Below are 22,574 nucleotides of genomic sequence, written 5' to 3'. Positions count from 1 at the left end.
CTATTCAATGGAAATATCAAACACTTTGGACATGGTGTCTGCGCTCATACCAGTCCAGCTTCTTCAAATTGGCAAGTTGATTCGTGAGCAGAATAACCAGTTCACAGATCAGCCAATGTTTGTTGTCCAGGAAAAGCGCGAGTACATCGGCAATGCTGAATACCAAGATTGCAGAATCGAGTGGCGGCATGATGGGGATAGCGATCATGCAGAGGTATCTGATACGCGAGCTGCGCGTCTCGAAGCTATTTTCAGATCAACCGGTGAAGTTGCCGATGGTTATGACAGGCATGAATTAATGCACGTGTGGGAAACCGTTGTTGCTTGTTTTACCGAGAAAGGGTGCCAGGACTATCTTGCCGCAAATCGACATAACCACAGCGGTGAGTTACGTATCTACGCCGACGGCAGCTTTCGGAATTTTGAGTTTCAGTTACTTCGCAACTGGCTTATGTCGCTACCCGAGCCAATTTCTGAAAGCGAAAAAGCGAGCATCGAGCAAGAAAAGCTTAAGCGCGTTGAGCATGTGAACGCTGTGATTCTTGCCATATCGAGGCATGGCCGACGCTTCTTTTGGAGTTATGCCAATGAGGCCGCCGCAGAAATGTCCATTAATCAAGCTGGCGCGGTGGTGTTCAAGTGCGGGCATACAGACACAATTTCTCTGGTATCGAATAAAGATGGCGCCATGCATAACTTTACTCACGGAGGCACGCTGAGATCCCTGGTCATCGCGTTTGCTGAATATATTCATGCCGGCGAAAAACTCCATATCGACAATATCGGGCTGCCCCGGGGTGGCGACAGCTACATCTGGGGCTATTCAAAAGATGAGGTCGAAGCAGTGCTTGCAGAAGTCAAGGGTTCGCCGATGTTTTATGGGGAGGTATCAAAGTGAACTACGAAAAATTCAGAGAGCAGTGCGCGAAGGTTGCAGATGCTCAATCTGAAGCATATCTGCGATCAATACATAACGAAGTAAGCCATTTATCCAAGAATAATCTTAGAAGATCGTCGGAAGTTGCAAAATTAATTTCAGATGAAATCCGCGCCCTTCCCCTGCCGGAAGTGACTCAGGAACCAGCGCTGTATATCAGTCGCGCTGCAAAGGATTGGATTGAATCAATTGGAAGTAATGTAAGCGTAAAAATGGAACTTACATTTATGACTGACGGTACTCGTCCTAGTCATTCAATTCCAATGTACTTTGAGCCTACCAATGATGACGCAGCAGCCCTGCGCAAAGAGAACGAGCAGTTGCGTGATGAGCTTGCAACCTGGAAGGCTGCATTCAGCAATCTTGATCAGATCAATAAGGATGTAGCACTGAAAGGCGGTGCAGCATGAGCGGCCAGATTGCATCAATAGAGCCTGGTCACCTCGAGTTGCTAAATCACACGCTTGGCCTGACAGAGTGGAATCGAACTCCAAACAGAAATTACTTCATGACCGGTGAAAACAGTAGCGATTTTCCCAGACTGACGGCACTCGTTGACGCCGGCATGATGACAATGCGGCCGAATGCAGAATGGCTAGGTGGTGGCTTCTACTTCGCTGCTACAGATTATGGCCGCAAATATGCAATTGAAATGTTGCCTCCGCCGAAAAAGAAGACTCGCTATGACCAATACCTATCCTCAGAGTGTGTTGAATCATTCCCTGAGTGGTTGGGTATAGACATACCTGAGCGTGAATATAACTGGGATTGCTGGGGCGAGCAAAAAAATAAGGTCAGATTTAAATCGCGCCGTGGTACCGGTGAGTGGTGCAAGACAATAAAGGAAGCAAAAGTCAGCTACAAAGCGGCGATCAAGCGTAACAAAGAAGTCGAGAAGGAGAGATTAAAGGCATGGGGAATAGGGGTTACATCAGCATGAGAACTTTTCATATTTATATGCCGATCAGCGCCGCGGAACAGTCCACCGATGCCGAATTGGAGTCAATGTTCCCTGGCGATGCCAAAGAAATCCGCGGGCAGCTGGATAGCATGAAGAAGCAAGGCATGGAGGTTATACCTTCGGAAGGCTGTGACAACCAAGATGCAACAGGACGTTGCCTGGGGCACTCAAATAGTAAAGGAGGTAATCCATGAATGAGAATCCAATCGCGTTTATTGGCGAGATGGTGAGCGCAATCTTAGACGGGCGCAAAACGCAAACACGCCGTATTTTAAAAGTTCAGCCAACGGTAACTGAAAGCCGCCTTCGCGAGTTGGGCGCATGGAACCCTGATTTAACGCTCAGCCAGCATGTTAATCAGGCGTGGCAGGCTGGATTTATCTGTGTGAAATGTCCACTTGGTGAAGTTGGGGATCAGCTATGGGTTCAAGAAGACTTCGCTCTTTCTGTAATTGATCCTGACGGCGGCAGTCCTGAGGATGAACCAGAAAACTATGACGTGATTTATCGCGATGGGGACGTTCCACTCGGGGGATGGACTGATGGAGCTGGCAATGCAATCCCTGCGCCGTGGCAGGGAGCCAGCAATATGCCGCGCTGGGCAAGTCGCATACGCCTTGAAATTACCGATATTCGCATCGAGCGCCTAAACGACATCAGTGAGGCTGATGCTATCGCAGAAGGCCTTGAGCTTACTCTGCGAGGCTGGAAGTCAACCAAATATCAGCATGTTTTTTACACCCCGCCAATCATGGCATTCCAAGATCTTTGGGGGTTCACCGGTGGCGATTGGGATGCCAATCCATGGGTTTGGGTTATTTCTTTTAAGTGCGTGCAGTCATGAGCGAAATTCCATCCGCTTATCGTGAGGTGATACGAACTGCGCGCAAAGAACATAAATGCTGCGAATGTCGCGGCGTGATTCAGCGCGGCGAAAAGTATCACTTCCATTCTGGAATATGGGATGGGGAGACTCACTCGTTCAAGGTATGCGCCGACTGCACAGAATTGCGTCAAATGGTTATTGATGATTGCCAATTGTGTCCAGATGAAAGCCCTGGTTTTTCTTGTCTAGGGGATGATCTTGAGGAGTGGCATTTGGAAAGATTCAAAGAAATTCAAATAAAGCGTCTGTCATTGAAAGGTGATGCAACATGAATAAATTAAAACCTTGCCCGCACTGTGGCAAAGAGCCAATCATTAACCACATAGAGCCTCACCGCCATTCAATGCAATTGGGTGGGTTCAAAATGCCCGATCATCCTGGCTCTTTCACAATCGAGTGTTGTGGCGGCATGATCCATGACACATTGGATGCCGTTACGTCCATGTGGAATACCAGATCAGTTTTAGGGCTGCTGGCTGAAATTTCAGGTCTGCTTCAGCCTGGCGAAGTGAATGCTGGGCTTATTTTGGATGATCGGCCTTACTTTTTGGTGCTGGTACCGCAAAAGCCGAATTCAAAACTGCGCTGGGCGGACGCAATGGAATGGGCTAATTCCATTGGATTTGAGCTACCCACACGTCGAGAATTTTCGTTGTTGCTGGCAAATTGCTCTTTGCAATTTGACGCAGATTCTTACTGGAGCAGATCACCGAGCGCCCACAACGACGATTATGCCTTTATGCAGCGCTTCCACGATGGTAACCAGAGCAGCAACCAGAAGTCCAGAGAGTACTTAGCCCGTGCAGTCCGCCGCATTTATCTTGATGAGGTCGAAGCATGAAGGTCAATGTCACGACATCAACGATCAAGAAACTCAAAATCACAGAAGTGGTACGACTTGACCCTATCGATGTGATGCTGGAGGACACCGAGCCAGGCAAAGGCCGCATTGTTATCTGCTGCTATACGAAAGCGTGGACTGCCTCATGGGGGTGCATGGGGGAGCGAACGATTGCCCAGTTCTTCTGCAGTTTTGATGAGCACTATCTAGCCAAGAATCTCGATACAGAGATATCAGCAACAATCGAAGATGGCGATGCGATTGTTCCTGCTGCGAAGAAAGAAATATGCAAAATGCGCCGCGAGCGCGACATAAGAAAAAATGCCGCTCGTCAACTATGGGAGAGCTTGGACGATATCGACGGGCTCACAAACGTAGAGCTGTGGACTCACTCAAGCATTTTGGCACCTATTTTCGGTGAAGATTGGTGGCACTCAATGCCATCGCGCCCGAATCCGGATTATGAGTACCTATGCAAAATTATCGCCGCAGTTCAAAGCGGCCTTCGTATGGATGAAGTGAATTCTTAACAAATAAGTGAGTATAAAAATGGAAAAATTTAGCAAACTAATTCAGACAAAACATGGAAATAATGAGCTGCTTAACGAAGTAATTTCTTCGTTGCGCCTAAGAAATGATGCCGCGCTGGCTCGACTGTTGGGCGTGGCTCCACCGGTTATCAGTAAAATCCGTTCATTCCGACTGCCTATTGGATCCGTAATAGCTATTCGAATTCATGAAGAGAGCCGTTTCAGCATCAAGAAAATTAAAAAACTGATGACTGGGCAGCTTGGCGGGGCGGAAAAAACAGGTTGCGAGGAGTAACTTCGATGATTACTACAGAACTGTATAAAAATGCTGAATGCGCAGCTGTATGGATGGCGCGTGGCGATGACTTCAAAGAGGCTGACGCAATACGTAAGCTTATCTCTGAGCACAAGGAAATGAAATTGACTTTGGAGAAAATTGCTAATTCCGGTAATGATGGAGGTATGTTGCCTGGTCAGTGTATCTCGTATGCGAATGAGGCCATTACGAAGATTAGTAGGGGTGCCTCGTGAGTGGAATTGAATGCCCGTACTGCGGCGCTGAACTGATCCATGATGATGTGTTTGGGCGCCTGGCTGGTTTCGGCGATGGCAAGATCAATGGCACTATTTACCGTTGCCCTAATGGTCGCAACCAAGATGAAACGTGCGAATCATCGTGCTTTCACGTTGCCGGCAGCTTCTATGCGTACCATGAAGGCGATACCTCGTTAAAAGAGGGTTATCCGTGCTGATGAGCGACAAAAAATAATCCTCAAATAGCCAAATACGGATATAATAAGCATTAAATGAATTATTAACTAGCCACAAAGGAGGGTTCTGAAATGTCAGCGTTCATTGTTTTTGGTGTTTCGTATTCATCACTGAGGCCGATTGCTGATGCGTGTATAAAGCGCCAAATTGCAAAGGTGCGAAAAGAAGACAAGGACTTCACAATGTCCCAATCTGATTTCAATGCTGCTGTAGAGGTTAAGCAGGGCGAACTGTTTAACGGAAAGCGTAAAGCAAAGCCAATTAGCGCGCCGTTTGGAAGTCCTCACCCTTGCTCCGACTATATCAGCGTCGCGGAAAAGACCGGAAAATTCAAAGATATGTTAATCATGGTTCGCGGTGACTCAATAAAGGGCGAGGATAAATGGAAGCCCTACATGATCGCTAATGGCCGTTAGAGTGCTGGTATTTATTTGCTCTTAAATATGCAAATACGGGTTTAAAAATGCAAAAATACAAGAAAACTCACTCGTTTGAAGAGGTTAAGTCAACATCAAAGATGAGCGACTTGATGACTAATCCGGCTATGAGCGCCGGCGAGGCCAGGGAAGCGAATCGCCGTCGCGTTAGTGTCCGAAGATTAATCGAGGATCGAAAGATTGAGAGAGGGTCTTATGTGTGAGCAAAGTGTTGTTGTAGCTCCGATAGAAAGCGCATCTTACGAGATTGATGCGCTAAACATGGAGTTGGCGGAATTAATTGGATGGACGGACATTCAATTTAAGGGAGGTTTCTTCTTCGGCGCGCCTCCTGCCAACTGTTCTTTTGCAGAATTTATGCCGCATTGCATGATGCCATCTTGGACTAGATTTACCCATGATGCTATTTCGCTTCAAACGGAACATTTCTTGACTGTAGGTGTGGGCGCAATTAGCGTGTCTGTGAGCTCTCAATCCGAAAAGAACTTAGGTCAAGTTACGTTAAAGCACATGAATTTTTCGTCCAAAGACGAGTGCGTTCGACATGCAATTGTCAGGTTCGTCATTAATAAGTTAAAAGCGGAAAAATTTAGTTGCAAATAATCATAAATGGCTAATATAATTCTCAAATGGATTGCGCATCTTTGTTGAGCGCGTTGGAACTCTGAGAAAAGCTACTTGAATCAGCAGAAAAAACAATTGCTGTAGCCGATCCGGCAGAAAGGCCGGAGCCAAGAAGTTAGGGGGCAGCACTGAAGGAAGTGCAGAACTAGATGCAGAAATATTCGACTCGCAAATCACTTAGCAGTTTTGGTGCGAGCTGTGAACTAGGGAGAGGAAATGAAGTTGTGGGTAAATGTGACGACAACCACACGCGACTCGGTATCGCAGTAATCCGACAAGCTGGTATCAAGTCCAGACCCCCTAACTTGTTGGTGAAGGCGAAAGCATGACTCTGTTGTAGCGCCAGAATTGCAGCAGAAAAGAAAGTGGATGAACAAAATGACTCGCCCTGAGCAGGGAGCCTCACAACTGCCCCGTTCCGACTCCGGTGTCCGAAAAATCCGGCTGGTAGCTCTCCGCCAGCGAAGTATTAAAGGAGAGGCCACACAAAAGCGGAGGCGTGGAAAGCAGACACGCAGAGCAAAGTTGCTGCGCTCACCTGAAAAAGCACAGTAGATCGAAGTAAAAATTGGCGGCAATCGGTATCGATCCCGACCCGCATGCAGGTAAAGGCTTTGTCGGCCTTTGAGGATAGTAGGAGTAGCGCCCTACCCGCTTCTGTGTGGTGTTGTAAGTAGTAGACCCCTAGCGCGTCGCAAGACTGGATTGCCTCTGAAAGCGAAGGGATAAGAGCCGGTGTCTGGCGACCGGCAGGAGGCTAGTAACTCATAGTCATTAAGAGTATTGCGCGCCACACCTAACCTGGCCGGGTAAGAGTCAGGAACCACACAGAAGCGGCGGCGAATAGGCGTACTGCGCAAGGGAGGTGGGTAGCACTGTGCACGGTGTCCACTGGCTCTAGTGGTTCTGGGATCGTCACGACCAGAGGCCGCTTCTGTGTGGGGGAATTGCGCAGGCTGATGCGCTACGTAATAAGCAGAAAACAAGTCGTTGCCGGGGATGGCGCAAAAGCTGGCGCACTGACCTTACTGCACGGCATGCCGGAAGAAGGCAGTGCCGGCCGCCACATAGAAGTAGAAGCCTGATTTTATAAACTTAACCCAATCAGATAAGGTGTTATATGCCTCAAAATTATCGACAAACAAACCTCAGTGGCGTTTCATATCGTCGCTGCATGCGATTCGTAGCGGAAAACAGCTTTGGTCAAACTCCAACTGTTCACTTCCTCGAGGAAGATCGCGTAGTTTTGGGTGATAAATCGATAGGCAACCAAGTGGACAGTATCATCGTCCAATTCGTTGACCCGCAAAAGAAATTCCCGTTAATTAACCAGGAAACGGGTGAGGAAACAGGAAAAACAATGACACATGCTGAGTTTCATCAGGCATGCGCCTCCCTTTATTTGTCGTCGGCAAAAGAGCGCGATGAAAAAGCACTTGCAATGGAATTGAGCGTAAAGGCAGATGCTGCCGCCGTTGAAAAGCAGCGCCAAGAAATGGCTGCGCTCAAGCTGAAGCAGGCTGAGGAGGCGAAAGCCGCCGCTGATAAACAAGCTGCAGATGCTAAGGCTGACTTGGATAAATTGAACTCTGCTTCAAAGCAGGGTCAGCAATAAAATTTGTTGGTAATCCCCTCGTACTCGGATCGAGGGCTGCGAAAGCAGGTGATATTCCACCATGAGCTTGCATGGTAAATCTGGGGTCAAGAGGAGCAGTGCGAAGGTCTTAGTAACTCGGGGCTAGCCTAATTCGTGCAAATTTTTTTTAGGATATGAATGCTTAGATTAGTGATGAGGTTTTTTTTGATTGTTGCCTTCTCCCCGGCAATAATTGAAGGTCTCTTGTTTAGCTATATGCATTATTGGAACAGGCCGGAACTCTGTATTGCTGAAACGGAGCATATTGCGAGACCGATTCAGCTGGAGTACGGCTAGTTACATAAACCAGAGATCGCCTAGGGAATGGATAAAACCTAGGAACTGAATAGAATTGGATGGCCTAGCCTGAATGAAAAGCCTGCATTGTTGCAGGCTTTTTTGTTTTCAGGGAAAACGCGGAAATTTTGGTATGAAAGCACACATGATAATTGAGGAATGAATTCATCAAAGCCGATCATTACAGCAGTAGACATACAGGGCATGGTTCGCCATTGGCTCGCCACGCCGGTTGGCTCGTATCTTGGCTCCGATTACGGGAATGACGTTAAGTCTTTTTTGCAGTACCCAGAATCTGCGGGTATGTCTCAGTCACTTATTGCAAAAATGCGGCAAGACATCCCGGTTCTGAGTGCTCTTCCGAATGGCGCAATTAATATTTATTACCAAGATATTGAGCCCGACAAGCGATTGCTCATAGTGGATATTGCTGGATCCATGATTTCATCGGATGGGGTGAGCGTTACAGTGGGAGGTAGATAGATGCATACGAAGCAGGATTTTCTGAACGTTATTGAGTCGACCGTAGCGCAGTACCCTTCTGTGGCTGCGCTGTATCAGGCGGGTGATCCGCGAATTTTGCAAGCGCAGTCAGCAATGGCTCAAATGTTGGCGATGTTATCCCAGCAAATGGAAATTGGGATGATGGAGCCATTCAGTAAAACTCGCGATGCCACTGTTTTGGCCGACGCTGCGCTAAAGGGATTGGTTCCTATGTCGCTGCCATCGCGTGTTCGTGTGAAGGTCTCAAATAGCTCAAGCTCTCCATATCAGCTGAATAGTGGACGGGCATTGATTGACTCCAGCGGAAATCTGTATGAAGTTGATTTGCCAGTGACGGTTCCGCCAGGCTCAGACGGTTTCGCAGAGCTCGTTCAGGCTCAGACGCGAACCTTTGACCATACCGTTTCTGTTTCTATGCCGTTCTACAAGGTCGAAGTCCCCGCCTCGACTGATGGAAAAACGATCTGCGGGATCAGGTTAAAGGACTCTGGAGGAACTGAATACAGATACTCTCGAGAGTTCACAAACGTAGCCAGTGGTGATGCTGTATTCAATATTGAATGCGATGAGTACCGGAAGATATTTATTGTGCTCGGATACGATCAAGTGATTGGTCATCAGCCAAAGGCCGGTGACGTTTATTCGGTACTTGTCCGTGAAACGTCAGGTGAAATCCAAGTTCCATCTGGGAGTCCATTTTCACTGCAGTATTCCTACACTCCGCAGGACGCTCAAATAAAGATATCCATGGATGCGCTTTTAGTTGCAGGCGCAAACCCTATGGACGTGCCAACACTTCGTGAGCTGTGTAAATACCCGGCCGCATACGACTCAAGCGCCGTATTCCTGGGTGAGTTTGATTTTTTAATCCGCAGAAACGTTCCAAATCTTAGATTCTTATCTGTCTGGAATGAGTCTGTTGAAGAGTCGGTTCGCGGTGCAAACGTAAGCAACATTAATACGTTGTTCATCTCATTTTTAGAGCCGATTGGCTCGTCCCGGGCGGCTATACAGGAGATGATTCGCAATGTTGTTATCGATGCCGATGACTCATTCAAAGTGGCATTCGTTGCCCCAGTTATTTCTAACGTTGTTGCAACCGTGAATGCATCGGTCGCAAGGGTCAATGATACAGAGTCGGTTCGTCAGAGCATCAGGGATGTGTTGCTTGCAGAGTATGGCGCCTCATCGCCGGCTGTAAGGATAGGAATGAGCATGCCAATGTACAAGCGAGTCTATGAGCTGCTAAGGGAAAAGGTTCCAGCACTGCAGGATAACGGTGCTGATTTCACCGTAAATATAGCTCCGATTGCCGGAGCTCAACTGCCGGAACAATTTCGCTTTATGACGGCGGATAGCCTAACTATCAACGTCACTCGGGCAAATTACAATCTCAATGGATGGGGTATGTAAGTGATCGATTCGCATGATGTGGTCAGTCTAAATCCGCTCAAAAAGAGCAATGATTTTGACTCTATTGAAGAGGAACTGAAAGCTCAATTCATTGGCATATTTGAGTCATATTTGCGCAGCAGCGAGCGCGACATCAATGTGCTTGGCGCGCCGCACTTGGGTAGGCTGGCACTTATTGAGCGAAATGTTAGTCGCGAGGGCTTGGCACTGATTAACTCAATTGACCCGGCAATGAGGTACCTGCTGAAAGCATGGAAGGCGAGAAACCCAAAGCGGGGCATGCATTTTCTGCGAACTTACTTGCAGTTGATTTGGCCGAATGGGTGGGTGGTCGATCAGATGTGGCATGACAAGTTAAAGCAGTACCCAGCGGGCATTGTTGCGCGGTCAAAAATCACATCTGAGGATCCAAACTCGACGCACTACCTGACAAGTCGTATACGCATTTCTATTGATGGTGACGCCAATCAAGCGGCTGGAATTGGTGGATCAGAGGTTTTTTCTACAGTGTTGCCGGCATTGCGATCGGTAACTCCGGCGAAGTTTGTGATCGACATTACCGTGCTTAAGCGAAGTGCTTCATCCCTGGCGTTTGCAAATGGGGTGGAGTTGCGCAACCTGGCGGTTTTTGACTGTGCAGCGGTAATTTTATAGGGTTTAAGGGTGAATATATGAGCGGCAAGCCATCTAACCAGACAGGGATTATCAAATACAACCTGAAGGATCGCGGAAGGAAATTCAGAGGTAAAGAGCGCAATTTCGATATCCCGGCAATAGTTCGAGCTATTAATAGCGGGGCTACTCAGGAGAAGGTAAAGCATCGTGATATGTTTGGGTACTACGGGCATTGGCCTCGCATCAAATTCGGATTGAATCCCGCGGAGGGTGGCATCGTAGATGGGCGTCATGTATCGATTGAGCCAGCCATGGTAACGATACACCTAAAAGCATACGACGACGGAACCATTGAGCATGAGGCTGAATTCCTGGATACAAATTCTGGCAACTTGGCTCAGCGTCTTTTCGCAAGGAAGACGGGCGGTTTTAGTTCGGCAATAGATGAGTTAAAGCCTGAATTTTATGGATTTGACTATGTCTTGGAGCCAAATTTCACTACAAATCGTGGTTATGAATTGTCGCTGGATAGTGTTGGTTCGTCCGGAATGACTCTGGACGATATTGGCAATTTTGTCGCTGATGAGTACAACCGGCAATTGATTGGAGTGCTAAAGCTCCTTGATAGTCTGAATAACGAGCATGCAAATGCCCTGGATATCGTGGCTAAGCTGACTGCTGAAAATGAACATTACCTCAGTCTAATTTCGTCATCTCGCGGAGCTGGGGTTGCTCTCGATTCACTTTCGTTTGAGTCTATTAGCCCGCTCGTGGTGGATAAAAATAGTGCGCACCGGTTAATGGGTGATATCGCTTACTTTAAGGATGCTCCGCTCTTTGGGGTTGAAGTGCCTGGTGAAAATAAGGCAAAGAAGGTTGATGAAAATGACCGTATCACCAATCGCTTCATTCGATAGGGATTGCATATGAACGAGTTGAAAGTAGGTTTTGGGCATTACATGGCCGGATTTTATTCTCGCTTATCCCCGACTACTAAGGCATTAAGTGAGTTTGTATCCCGAGGCTTATCAAAAAGCATCGTCTATGCTCCATCAAGAATGGTGGACGCTGTTGAGGATATGTTGGCATCATGGCGAAAGAATGATAATTCAGGTACCGGCGCCGTCTCCCCATTTTTGCCGGTAATTATCATTGCTACTGCAAAGGATTACATGCCTGCGACAGGCGACTACTCTATTCAGCATGCAAATCCAGTTTACGTAACTCTTCCTGATGACAAAAAGGAGCGAGTGTTTAAGATGCGCCAAATGGTGGGAGACCGCCGCGCTCAGGTTGCCATTTGTGCCGCTGATGAGCCAACTGCGCGTAGCATTGCTGCTCAATTTTCCCTTTACATATCCGATCCGGCAAATAGAACTTTTTCTGCTCCGTACCGGTTCGCGGGGTTTGATTTGCCATTTCCAGTGAAGTTGGAGACCATCGATGCCCCTGCGATGAATATTGAAACAGAGCAGAAAAACCTGACAATTTTGGCGATGGACTTATCGCTACGCGAAACAATCCCGATATTTGACTTCCCCCGGGATGGAGAGTTGCACGACGGTCGCGGAGTGGTAGGTGACTTCAATAACCCATCTGGATACCAGGTCACATCTCAATCTAAATTGCTGGACAAAGATACTGGCGTAGTAGTGGTGACGAAATGAATATTCAGGCTGTGATAAGTGGATTCCAAGGCAGGCCATGCACCGTGTATGCCTATTATGACGAAGAGTCAGATGTTCTCGTTATCAGCAAAGAGGCTGCAAGCCGGTCAGACCGCTTCAAAGATTGCTTTTTGATCTCTAATATTGATCTGCCTGAGCGAGATGCAGTTTTTGCTCCAGAGGACTTTAACGATGCAATCACACATTTTTTCGAGATGATTTGTGATTCTAAGTTGACGATTAAGGATGCCGCATCCAGGTGCAATCCAACTAATAGCATTGAAAAAGATGGGGTAAATGAAAATGGCAAGAGAGCCTACCGGATATCCCCTGAAACATCCAATGGTCAGGTAGCGGTACTTTCTATCGTGTGGCACGTAAAAAATGCAAGAACGGTATGCAAGGTACTGGACATGCAAGATCGTTTTGCAGACCTCCAGCTTGGAATGATGATGACGATCTAAACGGAAAAGTGGCGCTGCGTGCGCTCCCCGACTAATTCAAAATGCCTGTATCACTTATCCGGATAGGCGTTTCTTTTATGTCGAATTCAATCCCACTTCAACCCGCAATTACTCAAGCTGGGTTGGCCGCAACAAAAACTGCTAATGGTTTAGGGGTTTCCCTGGCGATTACCCATATCAGTTTTGGTACCGGGCAATACAATCCGAGCGGAAAAGAAGTGGCATTGCAAAATGAAATAAAGCGATCGCCAGTTTCTGGCGGTGGAAGTGTAAGTGCAACGCAAATCCAAGTCCATGCTGAGGTCGCCGCAAGTGAAAATGCTGCTTTTTGGTGTGGTGAAATTGGATTCTGGGCTGGAAATACACTGTTCGCAGTATTCAGCTCTGCAAATAAGAACATTATGTTCATTGCGGACAAAGTTACTACGATGGTTTCATACGCCATCAATTTATCCGTATTGCCAGCAAACGCCGTCACTGTCACTGTTGATTCAAGCATTTCAATTGCGCAGAGCCTTGTTGGCGCGCATGAGTCTGCGCAAAACCCACATCCTCAGTATCTCAAATATAAGGGCGAGTATGCTCGCCGCGATGCTGACTCAGTTGTTTCTCCTGGATACTATTTGGAGCGATATGATGGGGCATCATCAACATCTCTTATTATTGACAGTGGGGGTTCTACCGGCGCGGTACAACAACGCTTCGAATATGACGGAGGTATGCTATACAGAAACAAGCGCGACTCAACCAATTGGACTGAGTGGAAGGCTGTATGGCACTCAGGAAATCTGCGAAATGTTAGCCAGCTCGCAAATGATGCTGGATACGCAAAAAAGGTAAGTCCTACATTCACAGGCACAGTTGCCACTATTGGTGGTGAAACCCTGCGTTCAATCGGTGATTTGTCATTCCTTTCTTTTTGGAACAGCGCAAATGATGCGCGAGTAGGCTATTTGCAGGGGATTGCTGGATCACGCGTTCAATTGATGGCTGAATCTGGACATATTCTCGCCTTAGGAGCGAACGGAAAAACTCCACTTGTTGTGAATAATAGTGGAAACGTAACAGTAAACACTAGCGACAATGGCATAGACTCGCTGCAGGTTGGTGGGGATATTAGCTTGTCCGGAGCTGTAAAGCTATCAGCTTTAGCCAGCAGTGACTTCGTGCGAATTCCTGTACCTGAAGGGGCGGCAGACAGAAGCCAAGTAGCCAGCGCAACAGGCGCAATTCAGATCCTTATGCCGGTCGGATACCTGAATTCGATGCTTATAATGCGCGTTAAGATTTATGACTATACATCTAGCGGATACTATGAGCTGGGTATAGCTGGCTACGCTTACGCTGGTTCGAACGAAAATACCTGGTTGAACTGTGCGGCTTCATTGATCAGTGCGGGAAAGGTTAAATCCTTCAATGTGCGTTTCGGTAACGTAGCGGGTAAATTGGCCATCTGGATTGGCGAATTAGCCTCTACGTTTGGATATCCGAACGTTGAAGTATCTGAAGTATTTGTAGGTCATACCGGTCAAAGCGCAAGCTTTGTAAAAGGCTGGAGTGTATCAAGCGGGGTAACGTCATTTGGGCAGGTTCAAGTCATTACACGGACAGCCTCAAATGCGGCAAATGCATTTTCTTTAAATGGCGCGGTCGAGAGTGAAGCCCCGACAAATGGATCGATTGCGAAGCGGACTGCAGAGGGTTATCTGCAGGCTAATCGCCTGCACACTACCCAGCTGGACGAAAACCACGGTGTATCCTCGGTATATACAAACAATGGTGTAGACGGCTATTTACGGCGTAACTCGATAGCTGATTTTACGAGCAAGCTTTCTGGCACTGCACCAATTGCCATTACAGGTAATGCGGGTACAGCAACTTCAGCAAGGTACGCAACTGTCACAGACGGCGCACGTGATGCAAACGCGATTTTGCCAAACGGCCAGGCATACAGCACACGCTGGGATTTCGTCACAGCAACTTCCGCCAGCATGGGTGGATACTACGCTGGAGTAATGACTGTCTCACCATTCCAGGGGGCATCTATAGGTGGCGGTGGGGCTTCTTATCAGTTAGCCTTTGGCGGAACCGGCCATGATGGATTTGGCCTACCTCAGATGAAGATCCGCAAGGGTATCGACACGGTTTGGAACAGTTGGTACGAGCTGTGGCACTCAGGAAATCTGCGAAATGTTAGCCAGCTACTAAATGATGTCGGGTACCGAACGACAGCAGCTACTTTTATTGATATTTCCAGCATAGATAGCGCTATAGCGCCGGGCGAATATGTAGTCGATATGCACGGATATTCAACTGGCATGACAGTATTTGTCAGTGGGGGTAGCACAGGGATTGTTCAGCAGGTTTTCACTCACGGCGGAGGAATGCAATTCCGCAACAAGACGGACAGCGCAAGCTGGACACCATGGAAAACTGTCTGGACGAACGAGAACCTGAAAAATAATAGCCAGCTGGCGAATGACTCTGGCTACATTACCGCTTCAGGCAGCGCGGCTAGGGCGCGAGGCTTGCAACGTAGCGATACGGCTCCGGATGCCTTCAATGTACAGAGTTGGTGGGATGGTACAAATTGGTACTTGAAAGGGTTTAACGATACTATTTTCCACGCTGGTGTGAGAGTAGCGGTAGCTGATGCTGCGACAGCGCTTGGAGGGTTGGCGCGTACAAATGGTACAGACGGCTGGTTTAGATCCACAGGTAACGCAGGCTGGTTCAGCGAGTCGTACAACGTAGGCATTTATGCGATTGAGCCGGGGACGATTAGGACATACGGCGGAGCAAACTTTCATGCGGCAGGCTATGTGGCCGGAACAAACCTGACCAGTGCTACCCAAGCATTGAATCTCGATGTGACAAAGCCGTCAGGTCTGTATCACTATGATGGTGCCATCACTGGCACTAAACCACCCTTCGCTTCGGGTAATTACCGAACAATTGAGATTGGCTACGGAACTCGTTATACGCAAGTCGCGTTCCCTTGGAATGATGACTCCATGTACTTCCGCCGACAGCAGGATACCTGGAAACCATGGGTGAAGGTAACCACCGACATCCAAGTGCCGATTGTTTCAAAGCGGACGCGATACCACTCCGATGATGGAACCAGCATCAACAGTGCGTTTTCAGAACACGGCTTTGACTACAACACGGCGGGTTCAGGCGTAACAGGAGCGTTCTTTAACTTCGGCCAGCTGGGCGCACTTGGCAATAATGGAGCGAGCAATTACCAGTGCCAAATGGTTTCTGCGTATGGTGACCCAGCTGGGGTTTTAAAGTTCCGTACACAAAATGGTGATGTCGGTGCGTGGAACCCGTGGCGCACAATCTGGCACGATGGCAACTTAACTCTCACGACTACGGGTTTGCCATTATCTGTACTCCAGCTGGATAGCAGCGGTACTGCTAATATGCGCAGCTTATGGCTTAATCAAACAGATGGTGTAGGGGCGGGTGTTTATCTATATCCATCAGTAGCCACAACTGGATCATACTCTCAGCCGTCATACGGGATTATGTTCGCTCAAACTGGATCGTTCGGTACGTATGGGGCAGTCAACAACGACTGGGCTACCTATTTCACGATGACGAGTGATCCGGGTCGTGGTTGGATTTTCCGTAACGTTGGCAATGGCGGAAAAAACGTAGCGTCAATTAGCAATACGGGCGCGGCAAGCTTTGATGGTACCGTCTCGTCTAGCGCTACAGAAGCGCTTCGGCTTAGAAATGACAATGCGTTTGTCGCATTTGTCAATGACGACGGGACGCGTAATGGTTATATACAGTACATGAAAGGTAGTTACGCGCAGTTCATGCAAGAAAATGGCATTGGAATGCGCTGGGGAACTGCCGGACAAGCATGGATGACGCTTACGCCTTCTGGCCGTCTGCTACTGGGGGGCAATGATAACGGTGTCGACAAAATGCAAGTCGCTGGCAGTCTGTCAGCCAGTGGCGGCTATCGAGGGACGTGGTTGATTCCGGATGTGCGGGCAAATGCTGCGACACCAAACAATTATCAAAACTTCGCAGCAACTATTGAATTCAAAGAATCTAACAAAGTTGACAACCCACCTATCAGTGCAAACAACAACTATAGCTACATATTAACTGTTGTTGGCTATGAGTCATCTGGCAGCGCGGGCGGTGGAACACCGGTGCAGGTTTCGTTCGGTGATGGGCTGTCAGTTCGCCAGGCAAATAACGGTAGCAGCTGGGGCGCATGGCGCAAGCTATGGCACGATGGCAACCTGAACAAACTCAGCCAGTTGACCAACGACATGGGGATTTTCCCATCCGGGACGCGAATGCCGTTCGCGCAATCATCTGCACCTACCGGTTGGGTGCAGGATGTTTCAGATAAATCAGATAACCGACTTCTTCGCGTTGTCAACTGGGTAGGTGGCAACGTTGGGGGCGTTCATAACCCGGTAATAAATAATGTTGTTCCAGCGCATACGCACGGCTTTACAACTGGGTGGCAATCCTCCGACCATAACCATTGGCTGAATGACCCTGGACATGCCCATGCCCCCGCCAGAGGTGGTTCATTTGTGACGCAAATGCCGAACTATTCCGGCGATATCAACGGCGTTGGTGGTGGGAATGCGACTTACAACGGAGGTGGCACGACAGCTGCGACAGCGACAGGAATGACGATGAACGGCATCTCCGCTAGTCACTCCCATACCGGTGGCACTGACAACGGATCGTCACAGACGAACTGGGAACCTCGCTACATCGACATGATTATTTGCGTGAAGGTTTAAGAAAATGGAAAAAGACATTATTACTGGATTTCAGTGGGGAGATGATATGTCCTTTATCGGCACATATGATTTCGAAAATAATAAGGATCAAGTGCGCATACATCTGCCACCTAGAACGACTCTAGTACCGCCGCCAAGCAATTTGGCTGTGGATGAGGAGGCTGCCTGGGATGGTGTGAAATGGATTGTGCGCAGACTGTCCTTATCTCACCTACCGGACAGGTATTGAAAATGGAACTGAAAACAGTCTTAACATGCCCGCTTGGCAGTAAGTGCCAAGAAATTCGAGATGGCGCGATTCATCAATGCACCTGGTTGACTAAGTTGGCGGGAAAAAACCCTAGTACCGGTGAAAATGTTGATGAGCATGGTTGCGCTATCACATGGCTGCCGCTGCTTTTAATTGAAAACTCACAGCAGCAGCGCGGTACCTCAGCCGCGATTGAATCGTTTCGCAATGAAATGGTTGCGGCAAATGAAGGTAATCAGCGCATCCTTCAAATTACAGCTGGATTGCTGGCTCCCCCACAACTGAATATGGTCGAAGGGTAAAAATATGGACAGCCAAGTAGCTGAAAGTAGCTGAAAGTAGCGCTGGAGTTGCGGTCAGCGCGCATCACGTGCTCAAAGGAAGTATCGGTGTGGCACCGCAAATTCCAGCCACTTTTGTGTTTTGTCCTTCTGGACACGATTCTCCAATTTTGAAGATCGATGAAAAAGGTATGACTTACAAGGGAACTTTGATTGAAGATGCCGGCGAAGCACACAAGGCGTTCATTGAAGTAATGAAACTGATGCGTAATGGAGTTCATCGTTAAAATGGAAAAACTGCTCGCAATCATCGGCGCAATTCCAGCCGACAAGCAAGGCCATGCCCTGATAGGCGCCATTCTTTTTGCGCTATCAAATTTAATTTTTTCATTCGCGGTGCCGTCGCCATGGTGCGGCATTTACTCTTTGTTGGGGGTGTGCCTTGTTGGCTCATTAAAAGAGCTCTATGACGCATTCAATCCTGATAAGCATACGTGCGATTTTTGGGATTTTTTTGCAACTGCTACCGGTGGCGTAATCGGATTCATCGCGACTATTCCATATCAAACTACTTTGCTTTAAAAAATCTGATGTCTATTGAGAGAAATACTGCGTCAGTATCGAAGTTTTTTCGAATAGTACGGAATTTTTCAATTCAAACCCCCGTGTGGGGAACAGCAATCCGGTACTTTACAAAGCCAGATGAGCGCTTTGATCTTACCCTTGTATCGCGGCGCGTATATGGGCGGGTCGATGAATTCATCGTAATTATGGCGGCTGCCGGGCTCGATTCTGTGGAGCAGGCTTTGCCGGAGCAGTTGCTGGTATTGCCAACAGAATCCCAGTTGATGAAAATGAAAATTGATGCCGGGTATGAAAATGATGCGAGTGCTAGATAATGCCTAGAGTATCCAGAGTCACCCCCGAGCAATTACTGGCAATTTCGCGAATCCGCGGCAGCGCGGCAGAGGCCGAGCAGCTGCGCAAGATGGATGCGCAGAGACGTTCTAATGCATCAAACATTATTAATCCCCATGAGGTAAAAGGGGATTACGATGCCGGACGATTGCTGATGACCACCCTTAACGGTGAAATCAGGCCAATTACTCATGAGGATTTGGCAACGTTCAGGAAGCACGTCAAGTCAGTTGGTGGGCGCTTAAAAAAGGGACTGACAGCTCAGCAAATAATAAATCTGTCGCGTAAGGAAGATCGAGAGCGTGCAAATGAGCAGATTCACATGGCGGTTCCAGCGGGAACGAATAAAGGGACAGTTCGATTTATAACAAATGCGAGCAAAGACTCAAACGTTACCAGGCACCACGTATCGGTCGAGTTGGTAAATTACGAGGCTGCCGTCGCATCTCCAACTGATCCTAAAAAGCTGGCGCAATGGTTGGTGAAAGAAAGTCCATTAAAATACGACTGCGATTGCGGCCGTCACACGTTTTGGTACCGCTACATCACGACGATCGGTGGGTTTAATGCTGGCCGGCCTGAAAACGGGTACCCAAAGCTGAAGAATCCCAATTTGGCCGGTGTCGCGTGTAAGCATGTGCTGCGTGTAATGCATGAGCTTTCAAAAAATATGAACATCCGCAATGTTATTGCAGAGATGATCGACCGCGGTCAGCGGGGAGCAGCTAAAAATAATGGTGTAATTACCCAGAAGAAGGCCGCAGAAATTGCCAAGATGCAAAAGGCAAGGAAGCGGGAGATTTCAGCAAGTGACATTAAAAAGCCGTCAAAGGCACTTACTAAACTTGCAGCGAAAAAAAATAATAAGGGGGCATCAAAGCGGCCGGTAGATAGCGAGCAGGCTTTGTTTGATGCTCAACGCAATCTGAGAAAATTACTGCAGTCTGGATTGATATCTCAAGCCGACTTTAACGTTTTGGTGAAGGCCAATAGATAAAAGATGTTGAATTCAATTCCAAAACAAATTGCTAAGGGGGCAAGATCAGTCACCCTTAAACACCCAAATGCATTTGATTGTGATGCGTATCGAAAGGTGCTGTCCAGAGGTTCTGATGGGCAAATGGGGGGTGTTCCAACTATGGGTGGATTGGGAGTCCTAGATTCAGAGGATGAGGATGATGTTGATTGGCATTTGCTTGGCGACTGCAAAATGCTTCAAGTCGGCACATTTGAGCCTTCAAGCTTCAATGACAGGGAAACGACACTAGACGTTAAGTATACTCAGATGATTGCCTTGATTGAGTCCCTGGCAGATCCTGATACGAAAGAATATTTTATTGCCGATAAGCATGATGTTATTTTTATAAATATCAGCGAATCTGTGGCAATTGGCTTCGAAATTGTCGATATTATTGGCGATATAAATATCGCCCCCTATACAAGAAAGTATGTACTCGAAAAACGGGATGAACTTCTGTACGTGAACGGATTTAAGAACCTTCCGTGACTACGCCTTCTCTGTCGCCCCAGTGGTATTTGGGCGTGCGGCAGAAAGGTATTCTTTGAAAAGCTCCTTTATCTCGTAGTGAGGTTGAATTTCAAGATTGAAGCGGATCTCGTTGCCAGGCAGATTTTTGCGTATCGATTCAAAGTACAGTTTGTTCCCACGCTCAGGAACTGCTCCTAAAACTTGGTTGATAACTTTCAACCCGGCATCTGTATCGCCTTTTATGTGCAGAAGGCACCCAAGGGAAAACATATCGACAAACACCATGAAGTGCTCAGGGTATTGCTTCAAAATGATCTGATGGAGGCGCATTACAGAGCATTCATGCTCATCGGTAGGGCTCTTGGTAGTTGGTTGGTTGCTCATGGCTATTTGATCGCTTTGTTAGTCTTTGTCGTTTTGATGTTCAATTGCTGCATAAACGCTAGCTGACATCCTATCTGGAACATACCTTCCATGTATGCGCTGAACGAAGCCATCCTCTGCTCCTTTGCTTACCAATACAAGTTTAAGATCAATGCCATCTGCGGTGACTATTAAATAGCCATTCTTTGCGCGAACTGCCTTAAACCCGGAAAACTCGCTTTCTGATTCAACGGCTTCTACTAGGCCGGCGACATTTGCGGCATCGCATGGGTCTGCTGCATCGAGCCATTCATCGAAATTCGTGGTTGATTGCATTCTTTCCTCACTCAGTTGATTGATTGCTGATTATTCTGATTTTTATAATAAAAAGTAGCAATGATTATATTCAATCAAAAAGCATCCCTGGATGTAATTTTAGATTGGGATGCTTTTTTATTAACTGGTACTTTATCCGACATTCATAAGGCGAATGGCTGGGTTCCAACTTTTGACGTCGACGGCACCATCAAATGAGGCAGTAATAAAATCAGTCAGCGAGATGACGAACCCGTCCATGAATTCTAGCGGCTGTTCTTTTGCAAACCCAATATAGCTAGCCACCGCAGATTGACATTCGTTGAAATCCAACTGTGAGTCGGTTTTTGATTTTAATGCCGCGATAAGGGATTTTGCAGCATGCATGCCAAGAACTTTTTGATTTGCAGATAATTGATTCATTTTGAGTTTTCACTGAAAGTTGTTTAAGTGGTATTGCTATGTCTCATTGACGGTTTTCATAGGCACATTGCTTCTTTGGAAATTAAGTTGTTGCAAAATGTATCTATTCCGACAATTTAAATGAAAATCTTGACAAGGAAGTTGAAACTTACTCAAATTGATTTGAGCAAAGTTTGAAAAATTGGTGTTTAGATATTTCAATTGCTCACAAAATGCACAATTATTTCAAGCTTTAAAATAGCATTTTCATTGGTGCCGCGATTTACATTTACAGATTTAGAGTTAATTATTGCCTTATCTACCGAACGAAATTTGACGGATGTTGCTGATAAACTAAATGTTACAAATTCAGCGATTAGTCATAGGCTAAAAAATCTGGAATTTATGTTAGGGCAGCCGATATATAGGAAGTCTGGCGGCAAAAAACTTACTGACGCCGGCGAACGTTTGCTCGAGGCGGCGCTGAGCATCATGCCGATCGCGGAACTGGCCGATCAGGATATTGAAGAAATAAAAAACAAGTCAAAGTACTTGAGGGTTGGCGGCATGCCATCTTTATTGATGGATGATGTCCCTAATATTTCTGAAAGGATGAAGATTGATGCGCCAAGTTTCGGCATTGATTTCATCGACACAGAGACAAATTATGGCGCAGCCAAGGCAGTGCTTGATAACTTGTGTGATCTCGCACTCGTATCTGAAAAGATAGATATCCCCGGCATAAGCCTACAAAAATATAGAAGCGCAAGATTGCATGTGCTTGCTCAATACTCGCATCCACTCGCGCATGAAAAAACTGTCCCACTGCATAAAATAGTTGCGCACCCGATGATTGGCGTTCAGGGTGAGCATGGCGCGTCAAAATTGATTGATGCGGAACTGTTAAGGATGAAAATAAAGGCTAAATATTCAGTTGTTACCCATAAAACTGAAATCCAAGCGTCTCTCGTATCAAGAACGTCTATGGGTATTGCGGTAATGAGCGCTTCGACGGCAAAGCGATTCTCTACGATCTATCCGGTGCGCGCCGTTCCAATTGAGGGTGATTGGGCTATTGAGGACTTCTACGTGTGCGATAGGATCGATGCAAGGTTGAATAAGGATGCCAGGAAATTTGTAGAGCACCTGAAGCAGTTATTTTCGCCGGTTTGAATCCGTCGGCATC

Annotated in this window: 32 protein-coding genes; 29 read left to right on the top strand and 3 right to left on the bottom strand. The window is 47.3% G+C overall.

Going from position 1 to position 22,574, the window contains the following annotated elements:
• The first annotated feature begins 7 nt into the window (after nt 1-7).
• The 28 genes from EYB48_RS05735 to EYB48_RS05605 all read left to right on the top strand — a co-directional run bounded on the left by EYB48_RS05735 (nt 8) and on the right by EYB48_RS05605 (nt 20,326).
• Nucleotides 8-898 (top strand): hypothetical protein, encoded by an 891-nt coding sequence (locus EYB48_RS05735; protein ID WP_162019339.1) that lies wholly within the window; start codon nt 8-10, stop codon nt 896-898.
• Nucleotides 895-1,347, top strand: coding sequence for a hypothetical protein (locus EYB48_RS05730; RefSeq protein WP_162019338.1), 453 nt, complete (start codon nt 895-897; stop codon nt 1,345-1,347). Before EYB48_RS05735 ends, EYB48_RS05730 begins: the two co-directional genes overlap by 4 nt.
• Nucleotides 1,344-1,877 carry a hypothetical protein gene (locus EYB48_RS05725; protein WP_162019337.1) on the top strand — a complete coding sequence of 178 codons (534 nt, stop codon included), beginning with the start codon at nt 1,344-1,346 and terminating at the stop codon, nt 1,875-1,877. Before EYB48_RS05730 ends, EYB48_RS05725 begins: the two co-directional genes overlap by 4 nt.
• On the top strand, nt 1,874-2,092 hold the full coding sequence (locus EYB48_RS05720; RefSeq protein ID WP_162019336.1) for a hypothetical protein: 219 nt from the start codon (nt 1,874-1,876) through the stop codon (nt 2,090-2,092). Before EYB48_RS05725 ends, EYB48_RS05720 begins: the two co-directional genes overlap by 4 nt.
• Nucleotides 2,089-2,742, top strand: a complete 654-nt coding sequence (locus EYB48_RS05715; protein WP_162019335.1) for an ASCH domain-containing protein — start codon at nt 2,089-2,091, stop codon at nt 2,740-2,742. Before EYB48_RS05720 ends, EYB48_RS05715 begins: the two co-directional genes overlap by 4 nt.
• Nucleotides 2,739-3,056: a hypothetical protein gene (locus EYB48_RS05710; RefSeq protein WP_162019334.1), complete on the top strand. Its 318-nt coding sequence runs from the start codon at nt 2,739-2,741 to the stop codon at nt 3,054-3,056. The genes EYB48_RS05715 and EYB48_RS05710 overlap by 4 nt, the downstream gene beginning before the upstream one ends.
• A complete protein-coding gene (locus EYB48_RS05705) occupies nt 3,053-3,625 on the top strand; it encodes a Lar family restriction alleviation protein (RefSeq protein ID WP_162019333.1) in 573 nt (190 codons plus the stop codon). The genes EYB48_RS05710 and EYB48_RS05705 overlap by 4 nt, the downstream gene beginning before the upstream one ends.
• Nucleotides 3,622-4,155 (top strand): hypothetical protein, encoded by a 534-nt coding sequence (locus EYB48_RS05700; RefSeq protein WP_162019332.1) that lies wholly within the window; start codon nt 3,622-3,624, stop codon nt 4,153-4,155. Before EYB48_RS05705 ends, EYB48_RS05700 begins: the two co-directional genes overlap by 4 nt.
• A gap of 19 nt (nt 4,156-4,174) precedes the next feature.
• Complete coding sequence (locus tag EYB48_RS05695; protein WP_162019331.1) at nt 4,175-4,450, top strand: hypothetical protein; 276 nt, start codon at nt 4,175-4,177, stop codon at nt 4,448-4,450.
• A 5-nt stretch (nt 4,451-4,455) separates the two neighbouring features.
• The gene (locus EYB48_RS05690) at nt 4,456-4,686 is read left to right on the top strand and encodes a hypothetical protein (RefSeq protein WP_162019330.1); all 231 of its coding nucleotides are present in this window, start codon (nt 4,456-4,458) and stop codon (nt 4,684-4,686) included.
• Nucleotides 4,683-4,907: a hypothetical protein gene (locus EYB48_RS05685; protein ID WP_162019329.1), complete on the top strand. Its 225-nt coding sequence runs from the start codon at nt 4,683-4,685 to the stop codon at nt 4,905-4,907. The genes EYB48_RS05690 and EYB48_RS05685 overlap by 4 nt, the downstream gene beginning before the upstream one ends.
• Nucleotides 4,908-4,997: 90 nt before the next feature.
• Entirely contained in the window at nt 4,998-5,342 is a 345-nt protein-coding gene (locus EYB48_RS05680; RefSeq protein WP_162019328.1) for a hypothetical protein, read from the top strand.
• Nucleotides 5,343-5,558: 216 nt separating this feature from the next.
• Nucleotides 5,559-5,966 (top strand): hypothetical protein, encoded by a 408-nt coding sequence (locus EYB48_RS05675; RefSeq protein WP_162019327.1) that lies wholly within the window; start codon nt 5,559-5,561, stop codon nt 5,964-5,966.
• A 980-nt stretch (nt 5,967-6,946) separates the two neighbouring features.
• The gene (locus EYB48_RS19360; protein ID WP_268895117.1) at nt 6,947-7,072 is read left to right on the top strand and encodes a hypothetical protein; all 126 of its coding nucleotides are present in this window, start codon (nt 6,947-6,949) and stop codon (nt 7,070-7,072) included.
• Nucleotides 7,073-7,107: 35 nt separating this feature from the next.
• Entirely contained in the window at nt 7,108-7,602 is a 495-nt protein-coding gene (locus EYB48_RS05670) for a hypothetical protein (RefSeq protein WP_162019326.1), read from the top strand.
• Between the two features lie 477 nt (nt 7,603-8,079).
• Complete coding sequence (locus tag EYB48_RS05665; RefSeq protein WP_162019325.1) at nt 8,080-8,403, top strand: hypothetical protein; 324 nt, start codon at nt 8,080-8,082, stop codon at nt 8,401-8,403.
• Entirely contained in the window at nt 8,404-9,837 is a 1,434-nt protein-coding gene (locus tag EYB48_RS05660; RefSeq protein ID WP_162019324.1) for a hypothetical protein, read from the top strand.
• Complete coding sequence (locus EYB48_RS05655; protein ID WP_162019323.1) at nt 9,838-10,491, top strand: hypothetical protein; 654 nt, start codon at nt 9,838-9,840, stop codon at nt 10,489-10,491.
• 17 nt (nt 10,492-10,508) lie between these two features.
• Entirely contained in the window at nt 10,509-11,369 is an 861-nt protein-coding gene (locus EYB48_RS05650; protein WP_162019322.1) for a hypothetical protein, read from the top strand.
• Nucleotides 11,370-11,378: 9 nt separating this feature from the next.
• Entirely contained in the window at nt 11,379-12,119 is a 741-nt protein-coding gene (locus EYB48_RS05645) for a hypothetical protein (RefSeq protein WP_162019321.1), read from the top strand.
• The gene (locus EYB48_RS05640; RefSeq protein WP_162019320.1) at nt 12,116-12,583 is read left to right on the top strand and encodes a hypothetical protein; all 468 of its coding nucleotides are present in this window, start codon (nt 12,116-12,118) and stop codon (nt 12,581-12,583) included. The genes EYB48_RS05645 and EYB48_RS05640 overlap by 4 nt, the downstream gene beginning before the upstream one ends.
• A gap of 77 nt (nt 12,584-12,660) precedes the next feature.
• On the top strand, nt 12,661-17,370 hold the full coding sequence (locus EYB48_RS05635; RefSeq protein WP_162019319.1) for a phage tail-collar fiber domain-containing protein: 4,710 nt from the start codon (nt 12,661-12,663) through the stop codon (nt 17,368-17,370).
• A 231-nt stretch (nt 17,371-17,601) separates the two neighbouring features.
• Nucleotides 17,602-17,922, top strand: a complete 321-nt coding sequence (locus EYB48_RS05630) for a hypothetical protein (protein WP_162019318.1) — start codon at nt 17,602-17,604, stop codon at nt 17,920-17,922.
• 89 nt (nt 17,923-18,011) lie between these two features.
• Nucleotides 18,012-18,188, top strand: coding sequence for a hypothetical protein (locus EYB48_RS05625; protein ID WP_162019317.1), 177 nt, complete (start codon nt 18,012-18,014; stop codon nt 18,186-18,188).
• Nucleotides 18,172-18,483, top strand: a complete 312-nt coding sequence (locus EYB48_RS05620; protein WP_162019316.1) for a hypothetical protein — start codon at nt 18,172-18,174, stop codon at nt 18,481-18,483. Before EYB48_RS05625 ends, EYB48_RS05620 begins: the two co-directional genes overlap by 17 nt.
• Nucleotides 18,484-18,491: 8 nt before the next feature.
• Nucleotides 18,492-18,800: a hypothetical protein gene (locus EYB48_RS05615; RefSeq protein WP_162019315.1), complete on the top strand. Its 309-nt coding sequence runs from the start codon at nt 18,492-18,494 to the stop codon at nt 18,798-18,800.
• A complete protein-coding gene (locus EYB48_RS05610) occupies nt 18,800-19,816 on the top strand; it encodes a hypothetical protein (protein WP_162019314.1) in 1,017 nt (338 codons plus the stop codon). The genes EYB48_RS05615 and EYB48_RS05610 overlap by 1 nt, the downstream gene beginning before the upstream one ends.
• A 3-nt stretch (nt 19,817-19,819) precedes the next feature.
• On the top strand, nt 19,820-20,326 hold the full coding sequence (locus tag EYB48_RS05605) for a hypothetical protein (protein ID WP_162019313.1): 507 nt from the start codon (nt 19,820-19,822) through the stop codon (nt 20,324-20,326).
• Here the strand turns inward: EYB48_RS05605 and EYB48_RS05600 are convergent, their stop codons facing one another.
• The 3 genes from EYB48_RS05600 to EYB48_RS05590 form a co-directional block, all read right to left on the bottom strand.
• Nucleotides 20,327-20,692 (bottom strand): hypothetical protein, encoded by a 366-nt coding sequence (locus EYB48_RS05600; RefSeq protein WP_162019312.1) that lies wholly within the window; start codon nt 20,690-20,692, stop codon nt 20,327-20,329.
• Nucleotides 20,693-20,710: 18 nt separating this feature from the next.
• On the bottom strand, nt 20,711-21,007 hold the full coding sequence (locus EYB48_RS05595; protein ID WP_162019311.1) for a hypothetical protein: 297 nt from the start codon (nt 21,005-21,007) through the stop codon (nt 20,711-20,713).
• A 132-nt stretch (nt 21,008-21,139) separates the two neighbouring features.
• The gene (locus tag EYB48_RS05590; RefSeq protein WP_162019310.1) at nt 21,140-21,409 is read right to left on the bottom strand and encodes a hypothetical protein; all 270 of its coding nucleotides are present in this window, start codon (nt 21,407-21,409) and stop codon (nt 21,140-21,142) included.
• A gap of 252 nt (nt 21,410-21,661) precedes the next feature.
• Here EYB48_RS05590 and EYB48_RS05585 point away from each other — a divergent pair, with 252 nt between their 5' ends.
• Nucleotides 21,662-22,561, top strand: coding sequence for a LysR family transcriptional regulator (locus tag EYB48_RS05585; RefSeq protein ID WP_162019309.1), 900 nt, complete (start codon nt 21,662-21,664; stop codon nt 22,559-22,561).
• Nucleotides 22,562-22,574 lie beyond the last annotated feature (13 nt).

Origin of the sequence: Cognatundibacterium crateris (genome assembly GCF_010078235.1) — a bacterium.
Classification (GTDB): Bacteria; Pseudomonadota; Gammaproteobacteria; order Burkholderiales; family Burkholderiaceae_D; genus Undibacterium; species Undibacterium crateris.
Note: the sequence above shows the minus strand (reverse complement) of the source record. Positions and strands in the feature narration are given on the sequence as shown.

Coding starts and splice junctions, on each gene's coding strand:
- EYB48_RS05735 (WP_162019339.1), top strand. CDS start 8: ATGGAAATATCAAACACTTTGGACATGGTGTCTGCGCTCATACCAGTC.
- EYB48_RS05725 (WP_162019337.1), top strand. CDS start 1,344: ATGAGCGGCCAGATTGCATCAATAGAGCCTGGTCACCTCGAGTTGCTA.
- EYB48_RS05720 (WP_162019336.1), top strand. CDS start 1,874: ATGAGAACTTTTCATATTTATATGCCGATCAGCGCCGCGGAACAGTCC.
- EYB48_RS05715 (WP_162019335.1), top strand. CDS start 2,089: ATGAATGAGAATCCAATCGCGTTTATTGGCGAGATGGTGAGCGCAATC.
- EYB48_RS05710 (WP_162019334.1), top strand. CDS start 2,739: ATGAGCGAAATTCCATCCGCTTATCGTGAGGTGATACGAACTGCGCGC.
- EYB48_RS05705 (WP_162019333.1), top strand. CDS start 3,053: ATGAATAAATTAAAACCTTGCCCGCACTGTGGCAAAGAGCCAATCATT.
- EYB48_RS05700 (WP_162019332.1), top strand. CDS start 3,622: ATGAAGGTCAATGTCACGACATCAACGATCAAGAAACTCAAAATCACA.
- EYB48_RS05695 (WP_162019331.1), top strand. CDS start 4,175: ATGGAAAAATTTAGCAAACTAATTCAGACAAAACATGGAAATAATGAG.
- EYB48_RS05690 (WP_162019330.1), top strand. CDS start 4,456: ATGATTACTACAGAACTGTATAAAAATGCTGAATGCGCAGCTGTATGG.
- EYB48_RS05680 (WP_162019328.1), top strand. CDS start 4,998: ATGTCAGCGTTCATTGTTTTTGGTGTTTCGTATTCATCACTGAGGCCG.
- EYB48_RS05675 (WP_162019327.1), top strand. CDS start 5,559: ATGTGTGAGCAAAGTGTTGTTGTAGCTCCGATAGAAAGCGCATCTTAC.
- EYB48_RS19360 (WP_268895117.1), top strand. CDS start 6,947: ATGCGCTACGTAATAAGCAGAAAACAAGTCGTTGCCGGGGATGGCGCA.
- EYB48_RS05670 (WP_162019326.1), top strand. CDS start 7,108: ATGCCTCAAAATTATCGACAAACAAACCTCAGTGGCGTTTCATATCGT.
- EYB48_RS05665 (WP_162019325.1), top strand. CDS start 8,080: ATGAATTCATCAAAGCCGATCATTACAGCAGTAGACATACAGGGCATG.
- EYB48_RS05660 (WP_162019324.1), top strand. CDS start 8,404: ATGCATACGAAGCAGGATTTTCTGAACGTTATTGAGTCGACCGTAGCG.
- EYB48_RS05650 (WP_162019322.1), top strand. CDS start 10,509: ATGAGCGGCAAGCCATCTAACCAGACAGGGATTATCAAATACAACCTG.
- EYB48_RS05645 (WP_162019321.1), top strand. CDS start 11,379: ATGAACGAGTTGAAAGTAGGTTTTGGGCATTACATGGCCGGATTTTAT.
- EYB48_RS05640 (WP_162019320.1), top strand. CDS start 12,116: ATGAATATTCAGGCTGTGATAAGTGGATTCCAAGGCAGGCCATGCACC.
- EYB48_RS05635 (WP_162019319.1), top strand. CDS start 12,661: ATGTCGAATTCAATCCCACTTCAACCCGCAATTACTCAAGCTGGGTTG.
- EYB48_RS05630 (WP_162019318.1), top strand. CDS start 17,602: ATGGAACTGAAAACAGTCTTAACATGCCCGCTTGGCAGTAAGTGCCAA.
- EYB48_RS05620 (WP_162019316.1), top strand. CDS start 18,172: ATGGAGTTCATCGTTAAAATGGAAAAACTGCTCGCAATCATCGGCGCA.
- EYB48_RS05615 (WP_162019315.1), top strand. CDS start 18,492: ATGTCTATTGAGAGAAATACTGCGTCAGTATCGAAGTTTTTTCGAATA.
- EYB48_RS05610 (WP_162019314.1), top strand. CDS start 18,800: ATGCCTAGAGTATCCAGAGTCACCCCCGAGCAATTACTGGCAATTTCG.
- EYB48_RS05605 (WP_162019313.1), top strand. CDS start 19,820: ATGTTGAATTCAATTCCAAAACAAATTGCTAAGGGGGCAAGATCAGTC.
- EYB48_RS05600 (WP_162019312.1), bottom strand. CDS start 20,692: ATGAGCAACCAACCAACTACCAAGAGCCCTACCGATGAGCATGAATGC.
- EYB48_RS05595 (WP_162019311.1), bottom strand. CDS start 21,007: ATGCAATCAACCACGAATTTCGATGAATGGCTCGATGCAGCAGACCCA.
- EYB48_RS05590 (WP_162019310.1), bottom strand. CDS start 21,409: ATGAATCAATTATCTGCAAATCAAAAAGTTCTTGGCATGCATGCTGCA.